Genomic DNA, 23,274 nt, shown 5'->3' on the forward strand with positions numbered 1-23,274 from the left:
GGCAAACAATAGACCAATTGAAAAAATAATTAGGACGGGCAAGATGCCAATCCAACAAGAAAAAATAACTCTTGTGGGATGGGCATCTTGCCCGTCCCATCAATTGAGGAAAAGGATTTGTGCAAGAGGTCTAATAAAACCTAACCCCCCCAACCCCTCTGTTTGCAGCAGAGGGGTTGGGGAGAGGTTTTTACCGCTTCAAAGCTAGCTGTGAGACGGGCATTTTCTCAAGCTCTTTCTTGTCCTGTGGAACGCTTCAGGATGCTGATGAATTCTCCTGGGTTGCGAGTTGGTGTCAACTTGCTCCACGATCCCACTTCGGCTATCCCCAAACTGTGCAAGCGGTGAATGATGCCCTTAACCCATTTGGGCTCGCCAAGCAAAATCATGCGGTTGGCCGGCTTGCCGGAAATCGTTAAAGCGTCGGCAACAAGGCTAGCAGGGGAGCGATCGGCTTGTGCAGGTAATTTCTCTGACATAGGCTTTTACCAAGTTTCTAACCAAATAATGTTCGTAACTACAAACATCATACCTTACTTGATGTTTATAGTTACAAACATTTACGTCCTTAAAATCCTCTGAGATGATTGGAGGCATGGGAAAAGCAGGAAAAGCACTCAGGCAAGTCTTAGGAACTTACGGTATCAGCCAAAATCGCCTCGCGGTGACAATGGGCATTAATCGATCTACTGTTTACCAGTGGGTGAACGAAGTCAGCGATCCTCTAGCTGAAGCGGTAACGGAAATAGTCAAAGCTTTAGAAAATATTGATGAAGCTGCTGCGGAAGATTTTATAAATCTGTATCTGGGGCGATTCCTTGCGAAAAACGATCGTCGGGAGGAGGACAACAGTTAAATTTAAGGAACTCGGCGATCGAGGCAACAAGATGCAGGATCTGTTCAGGCATGGGAACAGCAGGAAAAGCATTGAAACAGGTACTAGAAACCTACGGCATCAGCCAAAACCAATTGGCGGTAACAATGGGCATGGGACGATCGACTATTAACCACTGGGTCAATGACAAGAGAGAACCTCTGGCTGACACGATTCCAGAGATTGTTGCAGCACTAGCAAAGATTAACAAAGCTGCCGCTAGAGATTTTCTAGTTTTGTTTTTGGGGCGCTTTGCTGAGAAAGACTATCTTTGGGAGGACGACAAAACCTGATATCAATTCCGGTTACACCGTTCGGGATGGGGAGTCGGGAGTGGGGAGTCGGGAGTGGGGAAGGTGGAATGATTGACCTTGACTCGATCGTGCCCATCCAACCGGAAACGATATGACGCTTCGGCGTTTACACGGGCAACAGGCATGGCAAAAGCAGTCCAAGCCTTTAAACAAAAAAACTTGACTCGCAGGCCTTGCCCTAGCTGTCAAGTCAAATATTTTGGGTGTTGGATGGGAAAGTTCGATCGCTCAATCAAACTCCTTCACAGCTTGCAAATAGTCGATCGCCGCATCTATCCTCGAAGAATACTTAAAAGCAAACTGATCGAACCAATATCCCTCATCGGAATTCTTATCCAACTTTTTCAGCCAAACCTGAGCTTGCCTAACTTTCTGTCTGTGCGTTTCTACGTCCAACTGCGGCGGCGCGACTTTTTCTGCTGGCTGCGGTTCCAGTGAAGCCACTTCCTGAACTTTACTTTGTGCTTTGTACTCAGTCTTAAGCGGTTCCAGTGAAGCCACTTCTTGAGCTTTATTTTGTGATTCGTACTCAGCCTTAATTTGAGCTAAATCTTTGTCCAAACCACCAGCATACAAATCTATATCTAATGTTTTAAATGTGGGATTTGACGGCACTGCTGCTGGTTTCAAAGGCGCTTGTGCTTGCACCAGCGGCTGACTTTTCAACTCATCAGCTTGTTTTTGAGATGCTTGATACTCTGCCTTAAGTTCAGCTAACAGGCGATCGATCGACTCCATAACTTAAACCCCCCTAAAAAATGCTGCTTAGCCAACTGGCACAAATATAATCGCGTGAACTTCGGCCGCCCCTCAATCAATTATTGCATTCAGCAATACCTCGGTCAGGGTCATTCCTTCCATATCATCCATCGTGACAGTATCAACGATATCGAATTTAGCCCCGGCGCTTTGCAGTTCGTCATCCAATATTTTGAGAAACTTAGTAGCTTCCGGCGCATCCCCTACTTGAATGAAAGAAATCGCTAACTCTTCATCTCGATCGAGCTGACGCGAAGCTTCTATAATCGTTTTCATCACTTCTTTGCGATCGTCGGGTTCCCCGTCCGTCACCACTAATATTGTTTCGCCATTTTGCTTAGTCTTACCGGATGCTTTGCGCTCAAAAAAACTGTTGAGAGCGTCTTGCAGAACAGCAGCTAAATTCGTTGTCCCAGAAGGTTCGTTTTCTTGGAAAATTTGCACGACTTTAGCGGCTGTTACGCTGTCGTAGCGCTTGAAGCGACCGGAAAACAAATAAACTGTTATGCCATCAGGATCGAGTTCTTCGCATTTATTCGCCAAGGCGATCGTCGATTCTTGCATGAGCGCCCACCGACTTTTACCGCCCATCTTGTCTTTCGTGTACATACTGCCGCTTTTGTCAATAATGATGGTATAATCGCGGTTCTGAAGCATAGGATTTTTCCTGTTAATTAAGTTTTTCCCAAAAAGAGCAAAACCAGCGAGCAGAAGCTGTTGAGCTTTAGTTGCTCGCTGGTTTTTTTAGTTGATTTGCGATCGCAAATAGCCGAATTTAAGCTGCAACTAAAGCATCTTTAAGTGGCTTCCAGCTAAAAGCTCGATCGCCCCCCATCTCCACTGCTATTTTAACTCGCGGTTCTAACGTCGGCAAAACAGTCAAATACTCAATCTCCTGACTCGACAAAATGTGTCCTTCAATAATCCACAGCACCAGTCCTTTTGCTTTCGGCGGCAAATTGTCTAATTGAGTTTGCAAAACCGGCGGCACGTAGTACGTATAACCCACAGCGGATTCATTGCCAGTAGTTTTCTTGCCCAAATGCGGCGGCCGCACCCCGTGAACCCCCGTCAAATACATCGCCAAATCACCCAAACCCCGGGCCGAAATCGTGTGCGCACCGTAACCTGCAGCCCTCAGCCGCCGCAGGTAGCGCCCCTCAAATCCTCCCTCTAAAGGAACGTACAGGGCCAGCGACCCCGACTTTTCCAAATCCCGAATCACATCCGAGCCCGTCGTAATCAGTCCCATAAATTTGTTTTGCCTGCTATCTTAAATTTGGTCGATCGCTGCTTGCGAGCTTGAGATATTATAAATCCTCGCTTCCGAGGCGAAAAGTTATATTCGCGGCCTTGACAAACGGCAAACACTTCATGTACCATAGTGAATTGTCGCCGTAAAGGATACTGAGTGGCTTGCTGCTCAAGTCCTGGCACAAACAAGCAAGACCGAGATAAAACTCGGAGATCGAACAGGTAAAAAGCCGCGAATCTCAAGCCTTGCAAGACTTCCACAAGCTCGCTCCCAAATTTAAAACTCAAATTTTAAACACCGAGGAAGGCTGTTGGTTGATAACAGTTAATTGCAGGAACACTGAAATAAATGTTTCTGCACAAGAGCAAGCGGATTGACGTAAATTTCGCAATCCGAAACCTCTTGCGTAAATAAAAGGAAAAAAATCCGTGTCTGTAGGCATTCTTGGCACTAAACTAGGCATGACTCAAGTGTTTGACGCCGAAGGGAGAGCCATCCCCGTCACCGTCATACAAGCAGGGCCTTGTACAGTAACTCAAATCAAAACAAAACAAACTGACGGCTACGGTGCCGTTCAAGTCGGATACGGCGATGTTAAGCCGAAGGCTCTCAACAAGCCAGAATTGGGACACCTCGCGAAGTCGGCAGCGACACCATTGCGCCACTTGCAGGAATACCGCTTGGAAGATACCAGTTCCTTTGAATTAGGGCAACAAGTAAAAGCAGATACTTTTACACCGGGACAAATAGTAGATGTCATCGGTACAAGCATCGGTAAAGGTTTTGCAGGCTTTCAAAAGCGCCACAACTTTAAACGAGGCCCCATGTCTCACGGTTCAAAGAACCACCGCGAGCCAGGCTCGATCGGACCTGGAACTACTCCCGGTCGCGTTTATCCCGGGAAAAGAATGGCAGGACGTATGGGCAACGTTCAAGTCACCGTCCGCAAACTAACAATTATCCGGGTGGATACAGAGCAGAATTTGCTGCTAATTAAGGGAGCAGTTCCCGGCAAAGCTGGCGCCTTAGTCAATGTTGTGCCTGAGAAAAAAGTTGGACGTTAGTCAGTAGTCATGAGTCAGTAGTCAGCAGTCAGTAGATAGTCGTTGGCGGTTAGTAGCAAGCAAGAACTAAGAGCTGAAAACTAAGAGCTGAAAACTAAGACCTGAGAACAGACAACTAACAACAGACAACTAACAACAGACAACTAACAACAGACAACTAACAACAGACAAAGGACAAAAGATATGGTTAACTGTGTAGTGCGAAATTGGCAAGGCGAAGAAGTTGGGGAAACAACTTTAGAACTGCGCGTAGCCAACGAAGAAAATGCGTCTCACATCGTTCACAGAGCATTGACGCGGCAAATGAATAACGCCCGTCAAGGAAATGCTTCCACCAAAACTCGATCGGAAGTCAGAGGCGGTGGCCGCAAACCCTGGCGTCAAAAAGGCACAGGCCGAGCCAGAGCAGGTTCGATCCGTTCTCCGCTGTGGCGGGGCGGCGGTGTCATCTTCGGGCCAAAACCGAGAGACTTTGAAGTCAAAATGAACAAAAAGGAACGCCGTCTCGCTTTGCGGACCGCATTCCAAAGTCGCACCGAAGACATAATTGTGGTTGAAGAATTTGCAGAGCAATTTCCGAGACCGAAAAGCAAAGAATTGCTGAGTGCGATCGCCCGCTGGGGTATCGAACCCGATACAAAAGTTCTGTTAATCTTGCCAGAACCGCAAGTAAACGTCTACTTATCAGGACGCAACATCGAATTAGTAAACGTCATCTTGGCAACTTCCCTGAATGTTTACGACATTCTCGCGGCTGACAAAATTATCGTCACATCTACAGCCATAGCTAAAATTCAGGAGATTTACGGTGAGTAAAATCGACCCCCGCGACTACGCAGATTTGATCCAGCGTCCGATTCTCACCGAGAAAGCTACCCGAATGATGGAATTAAATCAATTCACATTTGACGTAGCCCCCAAAGCGACCAAGCCTCAAATCAAAGCTGCAATCGAAGAACTATTTAAGGTTAAAGTCATCGGTGTCAACACCCAAAACCCGCCGCGCAAAAAGCGTCGAGTTGGCAAATTCGTCGGCTTTAAACCTACTTACAAGCGAGCAACCGTAACTCTGACCGACGGAGACTCGATCCGCAAACTCCTATTCCCAGAAGTCTAGACGATTTTGGATTTTAGATTTTAGATTTTAGATTTTAAATTGCGGTTAACTGGTGGAAATTCTCGAACCAGAAAACTCGTAAGTTAACCAAAGATCGCCAATCTTCAACCTAAAATCTAAAATCGATAAACGTCAAATCCAAAATCCAAAATCCAAAATCTAAAATAGATCGATTATGGGCATCCGTTCTTACCGACCTTATACCTCCAGCACCCGGGAACAGACCGTCTCGGACTTCGCTGAAATTACCAGATCAGAACCAGAAAAGTCTCTAACCAGCAACAAGCACACCAAACAAGGCCGCAACAACCGAGGCGTCATCACCTGTCGCCACCGGGGAGGCGGTCACAAACGGCTGTATAGAGACATCGACTTCCGCCGCGACAAACACAGCATTCCCGCTACCGTCAAGGCGATCGAATACGACCCCAATCGCAACGCCCGCATCGCCCTCCTGTTCTACAAAGACGGCGAAAAACGGTACATCCTGCACCCGCTCAACTTAAACGTCGGTACAGTAATTATCTCAGGCCCCGACGCGCCGATCGAAATCGGCAACGCCCTCCCCCTGAAGAACATTCCCCTCGGTACCAGCATCCACAACGTCGAGCTAGTACCAGGTAAAGGCGGGCAAATCGTTCGTTCCGCAGGCTCCAGCGCTCAGCTAATGGCAAAAGAAGGTAGCTACGTCACCCTCAAACTGCCCTCCGGCGAACAGCGCAAAGTCCGCGCCGACTGCTACGCCACCATCGGTCAAGTCGGCAACACAGACGCCAGAAACATCAGCCTCGGTAAAGCCGGCCGCACCCGATGGAAAGGTCGCAGACCCACCGTTCGCGGTAGCGTCATGAACCCGGTAGACCACCCGCACGGCGGCGGCGAAGGCAGAGCTCCTATTGGACGTCCGGGGCCTGTCACTCCTTGGGGTAAACCAGCATTGGGTGCAAAAACTCGACCCAAAAACAAGCGCAGCGACGCTTTAATCGTCCGGCGCCGCCGCAAATCTTCCAAGCGCGGCAAGGGCGGCAGACAAAGTTAGTCATCAGTCAGGAGTCTTCAGTCTGCTGTTGTTAACTGCTAACTAATGACTGATGACGGATGACTGATGACTGCTGACTGCTGACTAATGACTCCTGAATCACTAAAAAAATCATGTCTCGATCTCTAAAAAAAGGCCCGTTTGTCGCAGATAATCTGATGACAAAAATCGAAAAACTCAACGCCGCAGGCCAAAAACAAGTAATTAAAACTTGGTCGCGCTCTTCCACAATCCTGCCCCAAATGGTAGGCCACACGATCGCCGTTCACAACGGCAGACAGCACGTACCAGTCTACCTCACAGACCAAATGGTAGGCCACAAACTCGGAGAATTTTCCCCCACTCGTACCTTTAGAGGTCACGCTAAAAGTGGTGATAAAAAGGCAAAAAGATAGCCGAATTAGGTGACAGGTAAGAGGTAGTAGGAAAAAAAAATTACCACTTACCAATTACCTTTTCCCCAATTACCAATTACCAATTACCAAAATCTTCATGGCTATAGATACCACATCCGAAATTAAGGCGATCGCCCGCTACATCAGAACATCCCCGTTCAAAGTGCGCCGCGTCCTCGACCAAATTCGCGGCAAAAGCTACCAAGAAGCGCTGATTTTACTCGAATTCATGCCCTACCGCGCCTGCGAACCAATCGTCAAAGTTTTGCGCTCGGCAGTAGCAAACGCCGAACACAACGCAGGGTTGGATAAAGCCAAGCTCGTAGTTTCTCAAGCTTACGCAGACCAAGGCCCAGTCCTCAAACGATTCAGACCGCGCGCTCAAGGTCGTGCCTACCAAATCCGCAAGCCAACTTGTCACATTACCGTAGTAGTGGCTCCGATCGTAGAAAATTAACCAGGGAAAATGTAATAGGTAATAAACAGCTTAAAGTTGAAAAAACAGGTAATCACCAATTACCAATTACCAGTTACTAATTACCAATTACCAATTAACTCATCAACTTTTATGGGCCAAAAAATACATCCAATTGGTTTCCGCCTCGGCATTACCCAAGAGCACCGCTCTCGCTGGTTTGCTGACGCCAGAAACTATCCAGAACTCTTGCAAGAAGACTATAAAATTCGCAAGTACGTCCGCAAAACCCTCAGCAATGCTGGCATTTCCTCAGTCAAAATTGAGCGCAAAGCCGATCAAATCGACCTAGAAGTGTTCACCGCCAGACCGGGCGTAGTCGTCGGCCGCGGCGGAGCAGGCATCGAAACTTTGCGCGTCGGTTTGCAGCAGCAACTCGGCAGCAACCGCCAAATCCGCATCAACGTCGTCGAAGTCCAGCGAGTAGATGCCGATGCCACACTGATCGCAGAATACATCGCTCAGCAACTAGAACGGCGCGTATCCTTCCGCCGAGTAGTCCGCCAAGCAATCACCCGCGCCCAAAAAGTAGGCATCCAAGGCATCAAAATTCAAGTCAGCGGACGCCTCAACGGCGCAGAAATCGCACGTACCGAATGGACGCGCGAAGGAAGAGTCCCCTTGCACACGCTGCGGGCAGACATCGACTACTCCTACTGCACCGCTCAAACCATCTACGGTATTCTGGGCATTAAAGTTTGGGTTTTCAAAGGCGAAATTATTCCCGGACAGGAACAGCAGGAGGCTGCACCAAATGCAGCAGTACCCCGCGCCAAACAAAAGCGCCGCCGCCAGAACTTTGAAGATCGATCGAACGAAAGCTAGCTAATTGTTAACTGTTAGTGGTCACTTGTTAAGTGTCAGTTGTTCCAAACCAATTAGCAATTAGCAATCACCAATTACCAATTAGCAATTACCAATTACCCAACTCCCTTTCGCCATGTTAAGCCCTAAAAGAACGAAATTCCGCAAACAACAGCGCGGGCGAATGAGCGGTGTTGCCACCCGCGGCAACACAGTTAGCTTTGGCGACTTCGCGCTCCAAGCCATCGAACCAGCCTGGATCACTTCTCGCCAAATAGAAGCCGGACGCCGCGCCATGACCCGCTATATCCGCCGGGGTGGCAAAATCTGGATTCGCATTTTTCCCGACAAACCAGTCACGCAGCGCGCTGCAGAAACCCGGATGGGTTCCGGTAAAGGCGCACCTGAGTTTTGGGTTGCCGTAGTCAAACCCGGTCGGGTAATGTTTGAAATTGGTGGCGTAAGTGAAGAAACTGCCCGCGAAGCAATGCGTTTGGCATCTTTCAAATTACCAATTAAAACCAAGTTCATCACCCGCGAAGAAGATCAGTCATAGCGATAATCGAAGGTAGAACTAGGTCGGCCTCGGTCAAAATTTTAAACTGCTACAGCAATTTAAAATCGGCCATTCATAACTTTTCTTTCCTTCGACATTCAGCATCTAGATAATTCGGTCTTCTGTCATACCGCTCGCTAACGAGAAAGCACACAATTATGTCTTTGCCCAAGATTAAAGAAGCTAGAGAATTAAGCGATGCAGCACTAGCAGAGCAAATTTTAGCCGCCAAGCGCCAACTAATGGAATTGCGGCTCCAGCAAGCTACCGGCCGCATGGAAAAGCCTCACCTGTTCAAGCACATCAAGCACCGCGTCGCTCAATTGATGACAGTTGAACGCGAGCGCCAAATCGCTGCTGATGCAGAAGCGGCAGAAAAATTAGCCGCATCTCAAGAGGCAGCACAGCCTGCTCCAACCGCAACACTCAGCCAAGAGTCAGAAGCAGCTGAGCCGACGATCGCCAAGTTCGCAGGGTAGCTAAAAAAAACTCAATTGAACAATAAAAATAGGTAGCTATGGCAATTAAAGAACGAGTTGGCGTCGTAGTCAGCGACAAGATGGATAAAACCGTCGTGGTAGCAATCGAAAACCGCTCCTCCCACACCAAATACGGCAAAATCGTAGTCCGCACCAAGCGGTACAAAGCTCACGACGAAGAAAATCAGTGCAAATCGGGCGATCGTGTCCGGATCACTGAAACTCGCCCTTTGAGCAAAACCAAACGCTGGACGGTTGCTGAGATTTTCGGGACAAAAAACGGCTAACAGTTAATTGCGATCTCGCGCTAGCCCGATCGGTACTTGATTAATCAATTAGCCGTCAACAGTCAACAGTTAACAGTCAACAGTTAACAGTCAACAGTTAACAGTCAACAATCACCATGATTCAACCCCAGACATACCTCAATGTCGCCGACAATAGCGGAGCCCGCAAACTGATGTGCATCCGCGTATTGGGAGGCGGCAACCGCCGCTACGGCGGAGTCGGCGATGTCATCATTGCCGTCGTCAAAGACGCCATCCCCAATATGGCCGTCAAAAAATCAGATGTCGTCCGGGCCGTCATAGTCAGAACCCGCAAAGGCCTGCGCCGCGACAGCGGCATGAGCATTCGTTTTGACGATAACGCCGCCGTTATTATCAACGTAGACGGCAACCCCAAAGGTACTCGCGTTTTCGGCCCCGTAGCCCGCGAACTGCGCGACAAAAACTTTACGAAAATCGTTTCCTTAGCCCCGGAGGTACTTTAAAATGTACGGAAAAAAGGGTAAAGCAACTAGCGAACTGCAGCGCTACAGAATGCACGTCAAAGCAGGCGACACCGTGCAAATAATTACTGGCAAAGAGAAAGGAAAAGTCGGACAAATCTTAAAGACATATCCTAAAGTCAGCAAAGTAATTGTTAAAGGTGTAAATATCAGAACCAAGCACGTCAAGCCCCAGCAAGAGGGAGAATCCGGCAAAATAGTCACGTTTGAGGCTCCCATTCACAGCTCAAATGTCATGCACTACTCCGAAAAAGAGAAAATAGCCAGCCGCGTTTGCTATACATTTAGCGAAGATGGCCGGAAACTGCGACAGCTCAAAAAAACCGGAGAAATCATCGATTAATAGTGATTGGTTATCAGTCATCAGTCATTAGTCCGCCTTCTGACAACAGACTTCTCAACTCATAACTAACAGCTAACAGCGGTGGAACAGACAATCGACAAATTCCCTGACCAAGCCCAGGGACAGTTAACGAAACACAAAAACTATGCCGGACAAACTCAAGGTTGTTTATCAAGAAAAAATCGTTCCGACACTGATGGATCAGTTTAAATATACTAATATCCATCAGGTTCCCAAACTCGTCAAAGTCACAGTGAATCGCGGTTTGGGAGAAGCATCTCAAAACGCTAAGGCACTGGATTCGTCGATCAACGAAATTGGCATCATCACCGGGCAAAAACCAGTGGTGACGCGGGCGAAAAAAGCGATCGCAGGCTTCAAAATCCGCAAAGGTGTACCCGTCGGCGTTATGGTGACGCTGCGCGCCGATCGGATGTACGATTTTCTCGATCGGCTGATCAACCTCGCACTCCCCCGAATCCGCGACTTCCGCGGCATCAGCCCCAAAAGCTTTGACGGGCGCGGCAACTACAGCTTGGGTCTGAGAGAACAGCTCATTTTCCCAGAAATAGAATATGACAGCATCGATCAAATTCGAGGCATGGACATTTCAATAATCACCACAGCAAACACCGACGAAGAAGGACGCGCCTTGCTTAAAGAAATGGGAATGCCGTTCCGGGACAACTAAGCACTAGAGTAAGAAGCAAAACATGGCAGCTAACGATACCATAGCAGATATGTTGACGCGCATTCGCAATTCTTGCATGGCGCGCCACCAAACAACGAAAATTCCAGCTACAAAAATGACCCGCAGCATCGCCCAAGTCCTCAAAAGTGAAGGCTTTATCGGCGAATTTGAAGAAGCAGAAGCAGAAGGGATCAACCGACATTTAGTGCTTTCTCTAAAGTACAAAGGTAAAACTCGCAAGCCCATTATCACGGCACTTAAGCGAGTTAGCAAACCAGGACTGCGCGTTTACTCGAACCGTAAAGAATTGCCCAGAGTGTTAGGCGGAATTGGCATAGCCATTATTTCTACCTCCAGTGGCATTATGACGGATAGAGAAGCTCGACGCCAAGGTTTGGGCGGTGAAGTGCTTTGTTATGTTTGGTAGTCATTAGTCATTAGTCATTAGTCAGTCGATTTTAGATTTTAGATTTTAGATTTTAGATTGACTTTCAGAATTAAATCTGAAAGCTTGAACTTCGGTCTAAAATTGGTGGAGTATCCACTCAGTTCATTAGTGTAGGCGGCTTGTACCAGTTTCTTACGGGTCATTAGTCACTTTTCATAACAAACTCAAAAATCGATCGCTAAAGACTAATAACTAAAGACTAATAATCAAGGACTAATAACTAAAAACAAAGGACAAAAACTATGTCGCGAATTGGCAAGCGTCCGATTAGCATTCCCAATAAAGTCACCATCACCCTAGACGGTCAAAAAGTAGCCGTCAAAGGCCCTAAAGGTGAACTTTCCCGAGTTATCCCAGCCGAAATCCTCATGGGACTCGAAGGCGAGACTTTACTCGTTACCCGCAGAGACGAATCTCGCGTCGCCCGACAACTGCACGGCTTGTGCCGCACCCTAGTCGCCAACATGGTCGAAGGTGTATCTCAAGGTTTTCAGCGACGCCTGGAAATTATCGGCACAGGTTATCGGGCACAGGTTCAAGGACGGAACCTGATTTTAAACGTCGGTTACAGCAAGCCGGTGGAAATGCCTCCTCCAGAAGGCATCACAATGGCAGTTGAAGGCAACACCAACGTCATTGTCTCCGGCATTGACAAAGAACTCGTAGGCAATACAGCAGCCCGCATCCGCGCGGTGCGTCCGCCCGAAGTCTATAAGGGAAAAGGCATTCGCTACAGTGGCGAAGTCGTCCGGCGCAAAGCTGGTAAAACAGGCAAAACAGGTAAGAAGTAACCATGAAGCTTACTCGCAAAGAATCAGTCCACCGCAGACACCGCCGGGTGCGGCGCAAGGTGTTCGGCACCTCCGAACGTCCCAGACTAGCGGTATTTCGATCGGATCAGCACATCTACGCCCAAGTAATCGACGACACGGCACAGCACACTTTGGCCGCTGCGTCAACCCTCGATCCCGAATTGAAGTCAACTCTCAGTTCTGGTGGCAACTGCTCCGCGAGCGTGCAAGTCGGTCAGTTGATTGCCAAACGCTGTTCCAGCGCTGGCATAGTCAAAGTCGTATTCGATCGCGGAGGCAACCTCTATCACGGTCGTGTCAAAGCCCTTGCAGAAGCAGCTCGCGAAGCCGGGTTAGACTTTTAGAGGAGGTAATGGGTAGCGGGTAATGAGTAATTAAAAAGTCAAAAGTCAAAAGTTGAAAGTTCAAAGGCAAAATCCAGATTTCTTCTATTTTTACTTTTTGCTCAAACTTTTACTTTTTGCTCAAACGATTACCACTTGCCGATCGCCTTTCACCAATTACTAATTCCCACAGGACAAAACTATGGCAGAACAAAAAGAACAGCGCACCAAGAGTAAAAAAAGCAGCAGCAACAAAACGCGCGAAAAAGAATCCGAATGGCAAGAGCGGGTCGTTCAGATCCGGCGCGTTACCAAAGTAGTCAAAGGCGGTAAAAAACTCAGCTTCCGCGCCATAGTCATTATCGGCAACGAACGCGGTCAAGTTGGAGTGGGAGTCGGCAAAGCTAGCGACGTAATCGGTGCCGTTAAAAAAGGCGTCGCTGACGGCAAAAAGCACCTAATTGAAGTCCCCCTCACCAAAGCTAACTCCATCCCTCACCCCATCAACGGTGACGGTGGCGGAGCCAAAGTCATGATGCGTCCGGCCGCACCCGGAACCGGGGTAATTGCAGGGGGAGCAGTGCGAACTGTTCTCGAACTAGCAGGAGTCCGCAACATCTTAGCCAAACAGCTAGGTTCCGGAAATCCCTTAAACAACGCCCGAGCAGCAGTCAACGCCCTCTCCACCCTCCGCACATTGTCCGAAGTTGCTCAAGAACGCGGAATTCCAGTAGAAAACCTCTACGGTTAGGGGACGCGAGAATGGGAAACTGTAAGTTTTGAGTGTTAAGTTTCCAGTTGAGAATAAAAAAATCTGCAACTCAAAACTCACGCACTCAAAACTACTCGGCACCCGCTCTCTAAATACCAATTACCAATTACCAATTACTAAAACTATGAGATTGCAAGACGCCCGACCCAAAGCAGGCTCCCAAAAGCGCCCCCGACGCTTGGGCAGAGGTATTTCTGCCGGTCAAGGCGCGAGCTCCGGCAAAGGGATGCGCGGTCAAAAATCTAGAGCCGGTAGCGGCACTAGACCCGGTTTTGAAGGTGGTCAAAATCCTCTTTACCGCCGCCTGCCCAAGCTCAAAAGCTTCCCGATGGTGAACCGCAAAGAGTACACTACCATTAATGTAAGTAAATTAGCATCGCTGCCAGCAAACACAGAAGTTACTCTCACCTCTTTGATCCAAGCAAAAATTGTCACCGCAGACAACGGTCCGCTGAAAATCTTAGGAGATGGCGAATTGAATGTGCCTTTGCAAGTGCGCGCCTCGGCTTTTACCGCAGGTGCTCGCACCAAAATTGAAGCAGCAGGCGGAAGTTGCGAATTAGTTGCGTGAAGATTTGAGGTTTGAGAGTATGTCCTTTTCTCAAATCCTCAAGCTTGCTATCAGAAAATGATTTAGTCGAAAATCCCAAATCTAAAATCCAAAATCGTAACTATGGACGTTAGTAGAGAAAAAGCGCCAACTGCACAAGAGACTTTCATGCAGATGGCTCAAGCTGCTGGTTTACGAGGCCGCATCCTCGTAACCCTTGGCTTACTGATTTTAGTTCGCCTGGGTGTCCACTTGCCAGTCCCCGGCATCGATCGAGTCGCCTTTGCCCAAAACGTCCAAAATAGCCCTTTAATTGGCTTTTTGGATTTGTTCTCAGGAGGCGGCTTGTCAGCTTTGGGGATTTTCGCGCTGGGGATTTTGCCCTACATTAATGCTTCAATTATTGTGCAACTTCTAACTGCGGCTCTGCCAAGCTTAGAAGACTTGCAGAAAAACGAAGGAGAAGCAGGGCGGCGCAAGATTTCTCAAATTACTCGCTACGTTTCTTTGGGCTGGGCAATTCTGCAAAGCGTTGGCATTGCGATTTGGGTCAGCCCTTTTGCTCAATCTCCATCGCCTTTATTCATAGCACAAACTGCTTTGGCTCTGACGGCAGGCTCAATGTTTGTGATGTGGATATCGGAAGTGGTGACGGAGCGGGGCATCGGAAACGGAGCGTCGCTGCTGATCTTTATCAACATTGTGTCGGTTTTGCCCCGTTCTTTGGGACAAACTTTTGAATTGGCTCAAAGTGGGGACACGCAAGTTGTCGGCCGTGTAGTAGTTCTGCTGCTGGTCTTTTTGGTGACGATTGTCGGGATTGTTTTTGTTCAGGAAGGTACTCGCCGTATTCCGATTATTTCGGCCCGCCGCCAAGTCGGCCGGAAAGTTTATCGGGAGAGCCGGAGCTATCTGCCCCTGCGCTTGAATCAAGGCGGAGTGATGCCGATTATTTTTGCATCTTCGGTTTTGATTGTGCCTTCTTTCCTCGCTCAGTCTCTCAATAACCCGTTTTTGGTTCAAGTTGCTAATGTTTTGAGTCCGAACGGACCGGCGCCTTGGGCTTACGCGCTGTTTTATCTGACTTTGATTCTGTTTTTCAGCTATTTCTACGCTTCGTTGATTGTCAACCCCGTAGATATGTCTCAGAACTTGAAGAAAATGGGCGCCAGCATTCCTGGAATTCGTCCCGGTCAGAAAACCAGCGATTATGTGGAGAAGGTTTTGAACCGTTTGACTTTCTTGGGAGCGATATTTCTCGGTCTGGTGGCCATTGTACCAACTGCTGTAGAAAGCGCGATCGGGGTGCAAACTTTTAGAGGTTTTGGCGCAACTTCCCTACTGATTCTAGTAGGCGTCGCGATCGAAACTGCTAAGCAAATTCAAACTTACGTCATCTCCCAGAGATATGAAGGAATGGTGAAGTAATCGCAATGCAATTTATTTTCATGGGACCTCCTGGGGCGGGAAAGGGAACTCAGGCTCAGATTTTAGCCGCTCTCTGGAAAATACCCCACATTTCTACGGGCGAAATCCTGCGCGCCTGCGTGGTGGCGCAAACTGCCTTGGGCCTAAAGGCGCAAGCTTACATGGATAGGGGTGAGTTGGTTCCCGACCAATTGCTGATGGATATCGTGCAGGAACGCTTGAATGAACCGGACGCTAATGCGGGCTGGATTCTTGACGGCTTTCCCCGCACAGTCGCCCAGGCAACTTTTTTAGACAAACTGCTGGACGAGCGATTCGGTGCCGAGGGGAGTACACCGAACCCGAAATTTGGTCTCAAAGCTGTTAATCTCGACGTGCCTGACGACATTTTGGTGTCTCGCCTGCTGTCGCGGGGCCGGCAGGATGACAATGAGGAGACGATCCGCCGCCGGTTGCAAGTTTATCGCGAGCAAACTGAGCCTTTGATTGATTTTTACAGCGGCCGCCAACAGTTAGTTGCGGTTGATGGCGATCGATCGATGGAATTAGTCACCGCAGAACTGCAACAATCTCTCTCGGGCAACTCTTGAACCCTCTCAATACAGCTTGTTACTCACAAGCTTTTGCTAAGATATGTTAACTAGGAGCTTTTTGTGCTATCAGGTTTTGTGAGGGTTGCTAGAGACCGGATTGAACTCGATACTAATTGCCACAACTTTACTCAAGTAAAGCTAAAGCAAGCGGTTGGTTGAGTCAACAAGTCGATCGAGTTGCCCGAATTCTTGCCCTTCCGTTTGACCGCTACCAGTAAATAGGTTTTGAGGCCAACCGCGGGATACTCCTAGTTAATCAAATGTAGAGTTGAGGTAAATACCAAATTGTCTAAGCAAGATTTAATTGAAATGGAAGGAACAGTGACGGAATCCCTTCCCAATGCGATGTTTCGCGTTGACCTAGATAATGGGTTTAACGTGCTCGCTCACATTTCCGGAAAGATCCGCCGCAACTACATCAAAATTCTGCCTGGCGATCGCGTCAAAGTCGAATTGACTCCCTACGACTTGACCAAAGGCAGGATTACTTATCGCCTTCGGAAAAAATAGGCTTAGATAAAACTTTCTAAAAACTAATTCTAAGTTTAATTAGAGAGAATTTGGTAAAAAGCGTCAATTTTATGCTATAATGCTACGTTTGTAGTGTTGCCGAGAAGGGCGTCAACAACCCACCGGTGTACCGGGTTAAGTCATTGCTACGCCGTAAAAGTATCACTCGCCAATACTCTGGCGCAGGGGAACTTTACCCCAGCAATGGGAGTGGGTGCAAGCGGGCTCCTTCATGAAACAACCCGCACTTTATACAATTTAATCGAGGAGAGGCCTACACCTTGCCCAGCCTCTCCTCCCACCGCTCTACGGGCAGTCCCAGCGTGCCTGCTCTCCGGTAGAGCGGGGTTCTCCAGGCAGGAAGAAAGATGAAAGTTCGAGCATCTGTCAAAAAAATTTGTGAGAAATGTCGCGTCATCCGCCGTCGCGGTCGAGTGATGGTGATATGCACTAACCCGAAACACAAACAGCGCCAAGGTTAGAAAAAAAGAAGATTGGGCACTGCACGCAGGTGCATCCTAATTGAACATTGTAGCCAAACAGGAAAACTAGGGAGACAAAAAGTGTGGCACGGATTGCCGGGGTAGACCTTCCACGCGATAAGCGCGTCGAAATAGGTCTGACATACATTTACGGAATAGGCTTGTCGCGGGCCCAAAAAATTATCGCTGCAACAGGCGTAAATCCTGACACTCGCGTCAAGGATTTAACAGAGGCCGACGTGACAGCTCTGCGGGCTCATGTAGAAACCACATACCAAATCGAAGGAGACCTCCGGCGCTGGGAGTCAATGAACATCAAGCGCCTGATGGACATCGGAACTTATCGCGGTCGGCGTCACCGTTTGGGTCTGCCGGTGCGGGGACAACGAACCCGTACCAACGCCAGAACCCGTCGTGGCGTCCGCCGAACTGTTGCGGGCAAGAAAAAGGCACCTTCCAAGAAGTAACATCTTTTTGGGAAAAATACGCTGGGGGCTGCTGGCTCCTAGCGCTTCGGAAAATTAGTTGAGAGAAACGTTAAAGAGACTAATATGGCGCGACAACAAACAGGCAAGAAATCTGGGGCAAAAAAGCAGAAACGGAATGTACCCAATGGGGTAGGCTACATCCAGTCTACCTTTAACAACACGATAGTAACTATTACCGACCTCAACGGCGAAGTAATATCATGGGCATCGGCAGGTTCCAGCGGTTTTAAAGGAGCTAAGAAGGGGACTCCCTTTGCAGCTCAAACAGCAGCAGAAAGTGCTGCCCGCAGAGCCAACGACCAAGGAATGCGCCAAATAGAAGTAATGGTGAGCGGACCCGGAGCAGGTCGAGAAACTGCAATTCGGGCGCTGCAAGGGGCGGGACTGGAAATCACCCTGATTAGAGATGTTACCCCAATTCCTCACAACGGCTGTCGCCCTCCCAAGCGACGTAGAGTCTAAAACGATTTGAGATTTTAGATTTTAGATTTTGGATAATGGCTAACTGCTTAAAGTCAAAAACTAATGGTTCTAACTGTTGCCCCGTCCATCCAAAATCCGAAATCCGTTCAGGGGTATGCTCTGCAATCTAAAATCCAAAATCAAAAATCCAAAGTGGAAAAGGGAGGTCACTCCGTGGCGCAGTTTCAAATTGAATGTATAGAGTCTAACACTGACAAAGACCGCAGTCAGTACGGAAAATTTGTCCTGGAACCGCTCGATCGCGGTCAGGGAACAACTGTTGGGAATGCGCTTCGGCGAGTTCTGCTGTCAAATTTGGAAGGAACGGCAGTAACTTCAGTCCGAATCGCGGGCGTCAATCACGAGTTTGCCACGATCGAAGGGGTACGTGAGGATGTTCTAGAAATTCTCCTGAACATGAAAGAGGTCGTCCTCAAAACTCATTCTCAGCAGCCGCAAATCGGCAGGTTGCGGATTGAGGGGCCCGTCACCGTTACGGCAGATAGATTCGATTTGCCCTCTGAGGTGGAATTGATCGATCGCTCCCAGTACATTGCAACTCTCTCGCCCGGCTCAGTTCTGGAAATGGAATTCAGAATTGAAAAAGGCATCGGATACCGAGCAGTAGACCGCAGTCGCGATGATGGGTCGGCTTTGGATTTTCTCCAAATTGACGCCATCTTTATGCCGATTCGCAGAGTCAACTACAGCGTTGAAGATGCTAGGGTAGGCGGCACGGTCGAGAAAGACCGGCTGATTATGGAAATCTGGACTGATGGCAGCGTGACTCCTCAAGAAGCTTTGAGTCAATCTGCCCACATCCTGGTAGATTTATTTGCACCTCTCAAAGACATCACCCAAGATTCTCTCAAACCAGAGTATCCCGGTGAAGCCGATCCTACCAGCCAAATTCCGATCGAAGAATTGCAGTTGTCCGTCCGGGCTTACAACTGTCTCAAGCGGGCTCAGATCAACTCAGTTGCAGACTTATTGGATTATACCCAAGAAGACTTGCTCGAGATCAAGAATTTCGGGCAGAAGTCCGCAGAAGAAGTGATTGAAGCTTTACAAAAACGCTTGGGCATTACCTTGCCACAGGAAAAATCAGCTAAAAGTTAATCAACGGGTAACGGGTAAAAAAGTTCTGAATTTTAAGTAGGTGAGTTTTTAAGTTAAAGAATTCACCCCCCGAGTTCGCAGACTATCTATCCCGGCGCCCAATTACCAATTACCAATTACCAACTGCCATGCGTCACCGCTGTCGCGTTCCCCAACTCAGCAAACCGGCTGACCAGCGCCGCGCCCTACTGCGCTCGCTGACCACCGAATTAATCCGCCACGGTAAAATCACTACCACTCTCGCCCGCGCCAAAGCGCTGCGCTCAGAGGCGGACAGGATGATTACCCTCGCCAAAGATGGCTCCTTGGCCTCTCGCCGCCAAGCTATGGGCTATATCTACGATAAACAGTTAGTACACGCCTTGTTTGAGGGGGCACAAGAACGGTACGGCTCGCGCAACGGGGGCTACACCCGCGTAGTACGAACTGTCCCCCGTCAAGGAGACAATTCCGAAATGGCGATAGTTGAACTGGTTTAATTCAATTTTGGGTTGGAGATTTGTGATTTATGACTGACAATCCAAAATCCCCAATCGAAAATCCCCAATCGATACAGCGCGTTGCTCTGGTGATCCAATACCTCGGCACTAACTTTCACGGTTGGCAGCGACAGCCGAACCAGCGTACAGTACAAGAAGAAATTGAAACAGCAATATCGACTGTTCTGGAACGCCCGGTAACGCTGCACGCTGCCGGGAGAACTGACGCGGGAGTTCACGCCGCTGCTCAAGTAGCCCATTTTGACGCCTCCGGTCCAATTCCGGCTCACCGCTGGGCAAGCGTTCTCAACTCTCGACTGGCAAAAGATATTTTAATTCGAGCTTCGGCAAAGGTGGAACCTACCTGGCACGCTCGGTTCTCAGCCAGTTGGCGGCGCTATCGCTACACCCTTTATACAGACCCGACCCCTAATTTGTTTGTGCGTCCTTTTGCTTGGCACTGCTATCACGGCCCTGTGGATGAATCTTTGATTCAGACAGCATTGACACCGCTAATCGGGCGGCATCACCTGGCTGCTTTTCACCGCGCGGGTTCTGCCCGCCCCCATTCCTGGGTGGACGTGCAAGCGGCCGAGTGTCACCGTTCTGGGCCTCTTATCTATATTGAGGTTCAGGCGAGCGGGTTTCTGTACGGGATGATGCGGCTGCTGGTGGGGTTGCTGGTGCAGGTGGGTCGCGGGGAAAGGCCGATCGACAATTTCACAGATATCTGGGTCAACGAACGCCGAGAAATGGTAAAATATGCCGCTCCCGCTCAAGGTTTGTGCCTGCTGCGGGTTGGCTATTCAGAATTTCCCTTTCCCCCAGAGGTCTGGTACGACACTCAGCCAAAATTAGTCATTAGTCATTAGTCATTAGTCATTAGTCATTAGGTAACTACTAATAAAAAACTAAGGACAACTAACAATTAAAAACTGACAACTGACAACTGACAACTGACACCTAACAACAGTTAACAGACAACTAACAACAAACAATGAACAAAACTTACGTCCCTACTCAAGACTCCCTAGAGCACAAGTGGTACGTGGTCGATGCCGCCGACCAGCGGCTGGGCCGTCTGGCAACTGAAGTTGCCATGTACCTCCGGGGCAAACACAAACCGACTTACACTCCTTCAATGGATACCGGCGACTTCGTAATAGTCATCAATGCTGACAAAATCGCTGTTACTGGCAAAAAACGCACCCAGAAAATCTACCGCCGCCATTCTGGAAGACCGGGCGGCATGAAAACAGAAACTTTTGCCAAATTGCAAGCACGTTTGCCCGAAAGAATTGTAGAAGAAGCTATACGGGGAATGCTGCCTCACACTTCTCTGGGCAGACAACTGTTTACTAAACTGAAGGTGTACGCTGGCCCCAACCACCCGCACCAAGCTCAACAACCAGAAGAATTAATTGTTCACACGATTCCGGGAGGAAATGAGTAATGCAAGCAACAGATACATCCGGTCGCGCTGTGTACTGGGGTACCGGCCGCCGCAAGCGTTCCGTAGCGCGGGTGCGCTTGGTTCCCGGCACTGGCATACTGACTGTCAATGGTAAAGAGGGGGATTTGTACCTGCAATTCAACCCTACTTATTTGGCTCTCGCTAAAGCCCCTCTGGAAACTTTGGGTCTGGAAAATGAGTACGACATTTTGGTAAAAGTCGAAGGCGGTGGCTTGACAGGTCAGGCTGACTCGATTCGCTTGGGTGTCGCTAGAGCACTTTGTCAATTAGACCCGGACAACCGCAAGCCTCTGAAGACTGAGGGCTATTTGACTCGCGACCCGCGGGCTAAAGAACGGAAAAAGTACGGTTTGCGGAAAGCTCGCAAAGCTCCTCAATACTCGAAGCGGTAATCGAGGTTCGGCAGCGGATTGTGTAACGGATGTAACGGATGTAACGGATGTAACGGATAGAAGGAAGAGGGAAGAGGGAAGAAGGCAAAATTATCCAGATTCTATCTTCCTTTTTTTTCAAGTCTATTTGCTGTGGACGATCGCTGGTTCCAACAGATATAACGCAAAATTCGTGCTGTTGTTGGTGTACAAGTCCTGCGGCAGCTAAAATGGTTGTAAAGTCAAAAATTAGAGAGTAAAAAACAATGGCAAAAGATGGCATTCACCCTGAGTGGTATCCCGAATCTCAGGTTTATTGCAACGGGGAACTTGTGATGACTGTGGGTTCCACTAGACCAAAGCTTCAAGTTGATGTCTGGTCGGGAAATCATCCTTTTTATACTGGCACTCAGAAGATTATTGATACTGAAGGTCGTGTGGAGCGCTTTATGCGGAAATACGGCATGACCGAGGTAGAAATGCCGAAGGCAGATGCTTCCTCTGGACCGCTGAAAATGGAAGATGCGAAAGCAGATGCTTCTAAGGCTGCTGGTAAAGGCAAAAAGAAGAAGTAGCCGGATTGTCATTTGTCCGCAGTTTGTTGAGAGTAGTTCTTTCTACTGGCAACTTACCGCCCTCGGATTTTAGATTTTAGATTGAAGACTTGCTATGCAGGCAGTAGAGTTCGATAGAGTAGAGTTCGATCGACATTCTATCCTAGCTGCTCTTGAGTTCTAAAATCTAAAATCTAAAATCTAAAATCTAAAATCGATCCGCCATCGGATTGGAGAGTTGAGATTGAAGACTTGCTACGGCTGGCAGTTGAGTTCGATCGAGATTCTATCCCAACTGTTCTTCAAATCTAAAATCTAAAATCTAAAATCGATTGACAAAGGACAACTGACAATGGCTGAATCTTATTTGCTGGATAAATTGAAGTCGGTGGAGCAAACTTTTAATGAGTTGACTCGCCGCATGGCTGACCCGGATGTGGCTAGGGACAATCAAGAGTTTCAACGGGTAGCGAAAGCTCGATCGTCCTTGGAGGAAGTGGTCGATACTTTTGCTCTGTGGAAAACGACTCAGGAAGATTTGGTGGGCGCGCGACAGGTTCTCAAGGAAGCCGCGGGCGATCGAGATATGCAAGAAATGGCTGCGCTGGAAGTTCAGGAACTTGAAGCGAAGCTGGAGAATTTGGAAAGTCGTTTGAAGGTTTTGCTGCTCCCCCGCGACCCGAACGATGACAAGAATATTATGCTGGAAATTCGGGCGGGTACTGGCGGAGATGAGGCTAGTATTTGGGCGGGAGATTTGCTGCGACTGTATACCCGTTACGCTCAAACTCAAGGCTGGCAGGTGAAGTTGGTGAGCGAGTCGCTGGCGGAAATGGGCGGCTTTAAAGAGGTGATTCTGGAAATTACAGGCGACAGCGTTTACAGCAAGCTGAAGTTTGAGGCTGGAGTACACCGGGTGCAGCGGGTGCCTGTGACTGAGGCTGGCGGCCGGGTGCATACTTCGACGGCGACGGTGGCTGTGATGCCGGAGGTGGATGATGTGGAGATTCACATCGATCCGAAGGATATTGAGATGAGCACGGCTCGATCGGGCGGCGCTGGCGGTCAAAACGTGAACAAGGTGGAAACTGCTGCGGATTTGTTTCACAAGCCGACGGGAATTCGGATTTTCTGTACTGAGGAGCGCAGTCAGTTGCAGAATAAGGAGCGGGCGATGCAGATTTTGCGGGCTAAGCTCTATGAGATGAAGTTGCGGGAGCAGCAGGATGAGGTGAAGTCGCGGCGTTTGGCTCAGGTTGGTACTGGTTCGCGCTCGGAGAAGATTCGCACTTACAACTATAAGGACAATCGGGCTACCGACCACCGTTTGGGGGAGAATTTCTCGCTCAATAGTGTTTTGGAAGGGGATATTGAGGGGATTATTCAAACTTGCATTTCTCAGGATCAGCAGGAACGTTTGGCTGAGTTGGCTGCTTCTACTAATTGATGGAGTG

At 48.8% G+C, this 23,274-nt stretch carries 38 protein-coding genes; 33 read left to right on the forward strand and 5 right to left on the reverse strand.

Annotated elements, in window-relative coordinates; all coding sequences use genetic code 11:
- Nucleotides 1-227 precede the first annotated feature (227 nt).
- A complete protein-coding gene (locus QUB61_RS26930) occupies nucleotides 228-479 on the reverse strand; it encodes a hypothetical protein (RefSeq protein WP_333130281.1) in 252 nt (83 codons plus the stop codon).
- 104 nt (nucleotides 480-583) lie between these two features.
- Here QUB61_RS26930 and QUB61_RS26935 point away from each other — a divergent pair, with 104 nt between their 5' ends.
- Nucleotides 584-856, forward strand: a complete 273-nt coding sequence (locus QUB61_RS26935) for a helix-turn-helix transcriptional regulator (protein WP_333130279.1) — start codon at nucleotides 584-586, stop codon at nucleotides 854-856.
- Between the two features lie 50 nt (nucleotides 857-906).
- Nucleotides 907-1,167 (forward strand): helix-turn-helix transcriptional regulator, encoded by a 261-nt coding sequence (locus QUB61_RS26940; RefSeq protein WP_333130277.1) that lies wholly within the window; start codon nucleotides 907-909, stop codon nucleotides 1,165-1,167.
- Between the two features lie 249 nt (nucleotides 1,168-1,416).
- Here the strand turns inward: QUB61_RS26940 and QUB61_RS26945 are convergent, their stop codons facing one another.
- From QUB61_RS26945 to QUB61_RS26960, 4 genes are all read right to left on the reverse strand, one after another.
- Nucleotides 1,417-1,926: a salt stress protein, Slr1339 family gene (locus QUB61_RS26945; protein ID WP_333130275.1), complete on the reverse strand. Its 510-nt coding sequence runs from the start codon at nucleotides 1,924-1,926 to the stop codon at nucleotides 1,417-1,419.
- A gap of 72 nt (nucleotides 1,927-1,998) precedes the next feature.
- Entirely contained in the window at nucleotides 1,999-2,604 is a 606-nt protein-coding gene (locus QUB61_RS26950; protein ID WP_333130273.1) for a VWA domain-containing protein, read from the reverse strand.
- A gap of 118 nt (nucleotides 2,605-2,722) precedes the next feature.
- The gene (locus tag QUB61_RS26955) at nucleotides 2,723-3,199 is read right to left on the reverse strand and encodes an NAD(P)H-quinone oxidoreductase subunit N (RefSeq protein ID WP_333130271.1); all 477 of its coding nucleotides are present in this window, start codon (nucleotides 3,197-3,199) and stop codon (nucleotides 2,723-2,725) included.
- On the reverse strand, nucleotides 3,190-3,462 hold the full coding sequence (locus tag QUB61_RS26960) for a hypothetical protein (RefSeq protein ID WP_333130269.1): 273 nt from the start codon (nucleotides 3,460-3,462) through the stop codon (nucleotides 3,190-3,192). The genes QUB61_RS26955 and QUB61_RS26960 overlap by 10 nt, the downstream gene beginning before the upstream one ends.
- A gap of 168 nt (nucleotides 3,463-3,630) precedes the next feature.
- On the opposite strand from QUB61_RS26960, the gene rplC reads away from it, so the two are divergent.
- The 31 genes from rplC to prfA all read left to right on the forward strand — a co-directional run bounded on the left by rplC (nucleotide 3,631) and on the right by prfA (nucleotide 23,267).
- Nucleotides 3,631-4,266, forward strand: a complete 636-nt coding sequence (rplC, locus tag QUB61_RS26965) for a 50S ribosomal protein L3 (RefSeq protein ID WP_333130268.1) — start codon at nucleotides 3,631-3,633, stop codon at nucleotides 4,264-4,266.
- A 183-nt stretch (nucleotides 4,267-4,449) separates the two neighbouring features.
- On the forward strand, nucleotides 4,450-5,082 hold the full coding sequence (rplD, locus tag QUB61_RS26970) for a 50S ribosomal protein L4 (protein ID WP_333130265.1): 633 nt from the start codon (nucleotides 4,450-4,452) through the stop codon (nucleotides 5,080-5,082).
- Complete coding sequence (locus QUB61_RS26975) at nucleotides 5,075-5,383, forward strand: 50S ribosomal protein L23 (RefSeq protein ID WP_333130262.1); 309 nt, start codon at nucleotides 5,075-5,077, stop codon at nucleotides 5,381-5,383. The genes rplD and QUB61_RS26975 overlap by 8 nt, the downstream gene beginning before the upstream one ends.
- Nucleotides 5,384-5,558: 175 nt before the next feature.
- Nucleotides 5,559-6,422, forward strand: a complete 864-nt coding sequence (gene rplB / locus QUB61_RS26980; protein ID WP_333130260.1) for a 50S ribosomal protein L2 — start codon at nucleotides 5,559-5,561, stop codon at nucleotides 6,420-6,422.
- A gap of 113 nt (nucleotides 6,423-6,535) precedes the next feature.
- Nucleotides 6,536-6,817 (forward strand): 30S ribosomal protein S19, encoded by a 282-nt coding sequence (gene rpsS / locus QUB61_RS26985; RefSeq protein ID WP_242719699.1) that lies wholly within the window; start codon nucleotides 6,536-6,538, stop codon nucleotides 6,815-6,817.
- A 97-nt stretch (nucleotides 6,818-6,914) separates the two neighbouring features.
- Entirely contained in the window at nucleotides 6,915-7,274 is a 360-nt protein-coding gene (gene rplV, locus QUB61_RS26990; protein WP_332958392.1) for a 50S ribosomal protein L22, read from the forward strand.
- Nucleotides 7,275-7,385: 111 nt separating this feature from the next.
- Entirely contained in the window at nucleotides 7,386-8,117 is a 732-nt protein-coding gene (gene rpsC, locus QUB61_RS26995) for a 30S ribosomal protein S3 (RefSeq protein ID WP_333130257.1), read from the forward strand.
- Between the two features lie 115 nt (nucleotides 8,118-8,232).
- Nucleotides 8,233-8,652: a 50S ribosomal protein L16 gene (gene rplP / locus QUB61_RS27000; RefSeq protein WP_333130255.1), complete on the forward strand. Its 420-nt coding sequence runs from the start codon at nucleotides 8,233-8,235 to the stop codon at nucleotides 8,650-8,652.
- Nucleotides 8,653-8,810: 158 nt separating this feature from the next.
- A complete protein-coding gene (gene rpmC / locus QUB61_RS27005) occupies nucleotides 8,811-9,131 on the forward strand; it encodes a 50S ribosomal protein L29 (protein ID WP_333130253.1) in 321 nt (106 codons plus the stop codon).
- Nucleotides 9,132-9,169: 38 nt separating this feature from the next.
- Nucleotides 9,170-9,418: a 30S ribosomal protein S17 gene (rpsQ, locus tag QUB61_RS27010; protein ID WP_006634992.1), complete on the forward strand. Its 249-nt coding sequence runs from the start codon at nucleotides 9,170-9,172 to the stop codon at nucleotides 9,416-9,418.
- A 116-nt stretch (nucleotides 9,419-9,534) separates the two neighbouring features.
- The gene (rplN, locus tag QUB61_RS27015; RefSeq protein ID WP_006634991.1) at nucleotides 9,535-9,903 is read left to right on the forward strand and encodes a 50S ribosomal protein L14; all 369 of its coding nucleotides are present in this window, start codon (nucleotides 9,535-9,537) and stop codon (nucleotides 9,901-9,903) included.
- A 1-nt stretch (nucleotide 9,904) separates the two neighbouring features.
- Nucleotides 9,905-10,264, forward strand: coding sequence for a 50S ribosomal protein L24 (gene rplX, locus QUB61_RS27020; protein ID WP_333130251.1), 360 nt, complete (start codon nucleotides 9,905-9,907; stop codon nucleotides 10,262-10,264).
- 145 nt (nucleotides 10,265-10,409) lie between these two features.
- Nucleotides 10,410-10,955 (forward strand): 50S ribosomal protein L5, encoded by a 546-nt coding sequence (gene rplE, locus QUB61_RS27025; protein ID WP_333130249.1) that lies wholly within the window; start codon nucleotides 10,410-10,412, stop codon nucleotides 10,953-10,955.
- A 22-nt stretch (nucleotides 10,956-10,977) separates the two neighbouring features.
- On the forward strand, nucleotides 10,978-11,382 hold the full coding sequence (rpsH, locus tag QUB61_RS27030) for a 30S ribosomal protein S8 (protein WP_333130247.1): 405 nt from the start codon (nucleotides 10,978-10,980) through the stop codon (nucleotides 11,380-11,382).
- Between the two features lie 263 nt (nucleotides 11,383-11,645).
- The gene (rplF, locus tag QUB61_RS27035; RefSeq protein ID WP_172190403.1) at nucleotides 11,646-12,194 is read left to right on the forward strand and encodes a 50S ribosomal protein L6; all 549 of its coding nucleotides are present in this window, start codon (nucleotides 11,646-11,648) and stop codon (nucleotides 12,192-12,194) included.
- A 2-nt stretch (nucleotides 12,195-12,196) separates the two neighbouring features.
- Complete coding sequence (rplR, locus tag QUB61_RS27040) at nucleotides 12,197-12,559, forward strand: 50S ribosomal protein L18 (protein ID WP_333130245.1); 363 nt, start codon at nucleotides 12,197-12,199, stop codon at nucleotides 12,557-12,559.
- A 181-nt stretch (nucleotides 12,560-12,740) separates the two neighbouring features.
- Nucleotides 12,741-13,289 (forward strand): 30S ribosomal protein S5, encoded by a 549-nt coding sequence (rpsE, locus tag QUB61_RS27045; protein ID WP_333130243.1) that lies wholly within the window; start codon nucleotides 12,741-12,743, stop codon nucleotides 13,287-13,289.
- Between the two features lie 145 nt (nucleotides 13,290-13,434).
- Nucleotides 13,435-13,881: a 50S ribosomal protein L15 gene (gene rplO, locus QUB61_RS27050; RefSeq protein ID WP_333130241.1), complete on the forward strand. Its 447-nt coding sequence runs from the start codon at nucleotides 13,435-13,437 to the stop codon at nucleotides 13,879-13,881.
- A gap of 102 nt (nucleotides 13,882-13,983) precedes the next feature.
- The gene (gene secY, locus QUB61_RS27055; protein WP_333130238.1) at nucleotides 13,984-15,288 is read left to right on the forward strand and encodes a preprotein translocase subunit SecY; all 1,305 of its coding nucleotides are present in this window, start codon (nucleotides 13,984-13,986) and stop codon (nucleotides 15,286-15,288) included.
- Nucleotides 15,289-15,293: 5 nt separating this feature from the next.
- Nucleotides 15,294-15,878: an adenylate kinase gene (locus QUB61_RS27060; RefSeq protein ID WP_333130236.1), complete on the forward strand. Its 585-nt coding sequence runs from the start codon at nucleotides 15,294-15,296 to the stop codon at nucleotides 15,876-15,878.
- A 288-nt stretch (nucleotides 15,879-16,166) separates the two neighbouring features.
- Complete coding sequence (infA, locus tag QUB61_RS27065; RefSeq protein WP_006276978.1) at nucleotides 16,167-16,391, forward strand: translation initiation factor IF-1; 225 nt, start codon at nucleotides 16,167-16,169, stop codon at nucleotides 16,389-16,391.
- A 368-nt stretch (nucleotides 16,392-16,759) separates the two neighbouring features.
- Complete coding sequence (gene rpmJ, locus QUB61_RS27070) at nucleotides 16,760-16,873, forward strand: 50S ribosomal protein L36 (protein ID WP_015178722.1); 114 nt, start codon at nucleotides 16,760-16,762, stop codon at nucleotides 16,871-16,873.
- 83 nt (nucleotides 16,874-16,956) lie between these two features.
- The gene (gene rpsM / locus QUB61_RS27075; RefSeq protein WP_006634981.1) at nucleotides 16,957-17,340 is read left to right on the forward strand and encodes a 30S ribosomal protein S13; all 384 of its coding nucleotides are present in this window, start codon (nucleotides 16,957-16,959) and stop codon (nucleotides 17,338-17,340) included.
- 84 nt (nucleotides 17,341-17,424) lie between these two features.
- On the forward strand, nucleotides 17,425-17,823 hold the full coding sequence (gene rpsK / locus QUB61_RS27080) for a 30S ribosomal protein S11 (RefSeq protein ID WP_006634980.1): 399 nt from the start codon (nucleotides 17,425-17,427) through the stop codon (nucleotides 17,821-17,823).
- Between the two features lie 174 nt (nucleotides 17,824-17,997).
- Nucleotides 17,998-18,942 (forward strand): DNA-directed RNA polymerase subunit alpha, encoded by a 945-nt coding sequence (locus QUB61_RS27085; protein ID WP_332958426.1) that lies wholly within the window; start codon nucleotides 17,998-18,000, stop codon nucleotides 18,940-18,942.
- Nucleotides 18,943-19,070: 128 nt separating this feature from the next.
- On the forward strand, nucleotides 19,071-19,421 hold the full coding sequence (gene rplQ, locus QUB61_RS27090; RefSeq protein WP_333130234.1) for a 50S ribosomal protein L17: 351 nt from the start codon (nucleotides 19,071-19,073) through the stop codon (nucleotides 19,419-19,421).
- Between the two features lie 29 nt (nucleotides 19,422-19,450).
- Complete coding sequence (gene truA, locus QUB61_RS27095; RefSeq protein ID WP_333130231.1) at nucleotides 19,451-20,293, forward strand: tRNA pseudouridine(38-40) synthase TruA; 843 nt, start codon at nucleotides 19,451-19,453, stop codon at nucleotides 20,291-20,293.
- Nucleotides 20,294-20,418: 125 nt separating this feature from the next.
- The gene (gene rplM, locus QUB61_RS27100) at nucleotides 20,419-20,874 is read left to right on the forward strand and encodes a 50S ribosomal protein L13 (RefSeq protein WP_332978133.1); all 456 of its coding nucleotides are present in this window, start codon (nucleotides 20,419-20,421) and stop codon (nucleotides 20,872-20,874) included.
- The gene (gene rpsI / locus QUB61_RS27105) at nucleotides 20,874-21,287 is read left to right on the forward strand and encodes a 30S ribosomal protein S9 (RefSeq protein WP_006634975.1); all 414 of its coding nucleotides are present in this window, start codon (nucleotides 20,874-20,876) and stop codon (nucleotides 21,285-21,287) included. The genes rplM and rpsI overlap by 1 nt, the downstream gene beginning before the upstream one ends.
- 245 nt (nucleotides 21,288-21,532) lie before the next feature.
- The gene (gene rpmE, locus QUB61_RS27110; protein ID WP_333130228.1) at nucleotides 21,533-21,841 is read left to right on the forward strand and encodes a 50S ribosomal protein L31; all 309 of its coding nucleotides are present in this window, start codon (nucleotides 21,533-21,535) and stop codon (nucleotides 21,839-21,841) included.
- A 331-nt stretch (nucleotides 21,842-22,172) separates the two neighbouring features.
- On the forward strand, nucleotides 22,173-23,267 hold the full coding sequence (gene prfA / locus QUB61_RS27115; protein WP_332958364.1) for a peptide chain release factor 1: 1,095 nt from the start codon (nucleotides 22,173-22,175) through the stop codon (nucleotides 23,265-23,267).
- Nucleotides 23,268-23,274: the final 7 nt, after the last annotated feature.

Origin of the sequence: Microcoleus sp. C2D2 (assembly GCF_036702495.1) — a bacterium.
Classification (GTDB): domain Bacteria; phylum Cyanobacteriota; class Cyanobacteriia; order Cyanobacteriales; family Microcoleaceae; genus Microcoleus.

What these genes read in the sequence shown, in the direction of transcription:
- rplE (WP_333130249.1), top strand. Translation starts at nt 10,410, where the DNA reads ATGCCGGACAAACTCAAGGTTGTTTATCAAGAAAAAATCGTTCCGACA.
- rplF (WP_172190403.1), top strand. Translation starts at nt 11,646, where the DNA reads ATGTCGCGAATTGGCAAGCGTCCGATTAGCATTCCCAATAAAGTCACC.
- rpsQ (WP_006634992.1), top strand. Translation starts at nt 9,170, where the DNA reads ATGGCAATTAAAGAACGAGTTGGCGTCGTAGTCAGCGACAAGATGGAT.
- rpsI (WP_006634975.1), top strand. Translation starts at nt 20,874, where the DNA reads ATGCAAGCAACAGATACATCCGGTCGCGCTGTGTACTGGGGTACCGGC.
- rpmC (WP_333130253.1), top strand. Translation starts at nt 8,811, where the DNA reads ATGTCTTTGCCCAAGATTAAAGAAGCTAGAGAATTAAGCGATGCAGCA.
- QUB61_RS26955 (WP_333130271.1), bottom strand. Translation starts at nt 3,199, where the DNA reads ATGGGACTGATTACGACGGGCTCGGATGTGATTCGGGATTTGGAAAAG.
- rplB (WP_333130260.1), top strand. Translation starts at nt 5,559, where the DNA reads ATGGGCATCCGTTCTTACCGACCTTATACCTCCAGCACCCGGGAACAG.
- QUB61_RS26950 (WP_333130273.1), bottom strand. Translation starts at nt 2,604, where the DNA reads ATGCTTCAGAACCGCGATTATACCATCATTATTGACAAAAGCGGCAGT.
- rplR (WP_333130245.1), top strand. Translation starts at nt 12,197, where the DNA reads ATGAAGCTTACTCGCAAAGAATCAGTCCACCGCAGACACCGCCGGGTG.
- rpsH (WP_333130247.1), top strand. Translation starts at nt 10,978, where the DNA reads ATGGCAGCTAACGATACCATAGCAGATATGTTGACGCGCATTCGCAAT.
- QUB61_RS26940 (WP_333130277.1), top strand. Translation starts at nt 907, where the DNA reads ATGGGAACAGCAGGAAAAGCATTGAAACAGGTACTAGAAACCTACGGC.
- rpsE (WP_333130243.1), top strand. Translation starts at nt 12,741, where the DNA reads ATGGCAGAACAAAAAGAACAGCGCACCAAGAGTAAAAAAAGCAGCAGC.
- rplM (WP_332978133.1), top strand. Translation starts at nt 20,419, where the DNA reads ATGAACAAAACTTACGTCCCTACTCAAGACTCCCTAGAGCACAAGTGG.
- rplP (WP_333130255.1), top strand. Translation starts at nt 8,233, where the DNA reads ATGTTAAGCCCTAAAAGAACGAAATTCCGCAAACAACAGCGCGGGCGA.
- QUB61_RS27060 (WP_333130236.1), top strand. Translation starts at nt 15,294, where the DNA reads ATGCAATTTATTTTCATGGGACCTCCTGGGGCGGGAAAGGGAACTCAG.
- rpmE (WP_333130228.1), top strand. Translation starts at nt 21,533, where the DNA reads ATGGCAAAAGATGGCATTCACCCTGAGTGGTATCCCGAATCTCAGGTT.
- QUB61_RS26930 (WP_333130281.1), bottom strand. Translation starts at nt 479, where the DNA reads ATGTCAGAGAAATTACCTGCACAAGCCGATCGCTCCCCTGCTAGCCTT.
- prfA (WP_332958364.1), top strand. Translation starts at nt 22,173, where the DNA reads ATGGCTGAATCTTATTTGCTGGATAAATTGAAGTCGGTGGAGCAAACT.
- rplO (WP_333130241.1), top strand. Translation starts at nt 13,435, where the DNA reads ATGAGATTGCAAGACGCCCGACCCAAAGCAGGCTCCCAAAAGCGCCCC.
- truA (WP_333130231.1), top strand. Translation starts at nt 19,451, where the DNA reads ATGACTGACAATCCAAAATCCCCAATCGAAAATCCCCAATCGATACAG.
- QUB61_RS26935 (WP_333130279.1), top strand. Translation starts at nt 584, where the DNA reads ATGATTGGAGGCATGGGAAAAGCAGGAAAAGCACTCAGGCAAGTCTTA.
- rplV (WP_332958392.1), top strand. Translation starts at nt 6,915, where the DNA reads ATGGCTATAGATACCACATCCGAAATTAAGGCGATCGCCCGCTACATC.
- QUB61_RS26945 (WP_333130275.1), bottom strand. Translation starts at nt 1,926, where the DNA reads ATGGAGTCGATCGATCGCCTGTTAGCTGAACTTAAGGCAGAGTATCAA.
- rplN (WP_006634991.1), top strand. Translation starts at nt 9,535, where the DNA reads ATGATTCAACCCCAGACATACCTCAATGTCGCCGACAATAGCGGAGCC.
- rpmJ (WP_015178722.1), top strand. Translation starts at nt 16,760, where the DNA reads ATGAAAGTTCGAGCATCTGTCAAAAAAATTTGTGAGAAATGTCGCGTC.
- rplX (WP_333130251.1), top strand. Translation starts at nt 9,905, where the DNA reads ATGTACGGAAAAAAGGGTAAAGCAACTAGCGAACTGCAGCGCTACAGA.
- rpsC (WP_333130257.1), top strand. Translation starts at nt 7,386, where the DNA reads ATGGGCCAAAAAATACATCCAATTGGTTTCCGCCTCGGCATTACCCAA.
- rpsK (WP_006634980.1), top strand. Translation starts at nt 17,425, where the DNA reads ATGGCGCGACAACAAACAGGCAAGAAATCTGGGGCAAAAAAGCAGAAA.
- rplQ (WP_333130234.1), top strand. Translation starts at nt 19,071, where the DNA reads ATGCGTCACCGCTGTCGCGTTCCCCAACTCAGCAAACCGGCTGACCAG.
- rpsS (WP_242719699.1), top strand. Translation starts at nt 6,536, where the DNA reads ATGTCTCGATCTCTAAAAAAAGGCCCGTTTGTCGCAGATAATCTGATG.
- secY (WP_333130238.1), top strand. Translation starts at nt 13,984, where the DNA reads ATGGACGTTAGTAGAGAAAAAGCGCCAACTGCACAAGAGACTTTCATG.
- rplD (WP_333130265.1), top strand. Translation starts at nt 4,450, where the DNA reads ATGGTTAACTGTGTAGTGCGAAATTGGCAAGGCGAAGAAGTTGGGGAA.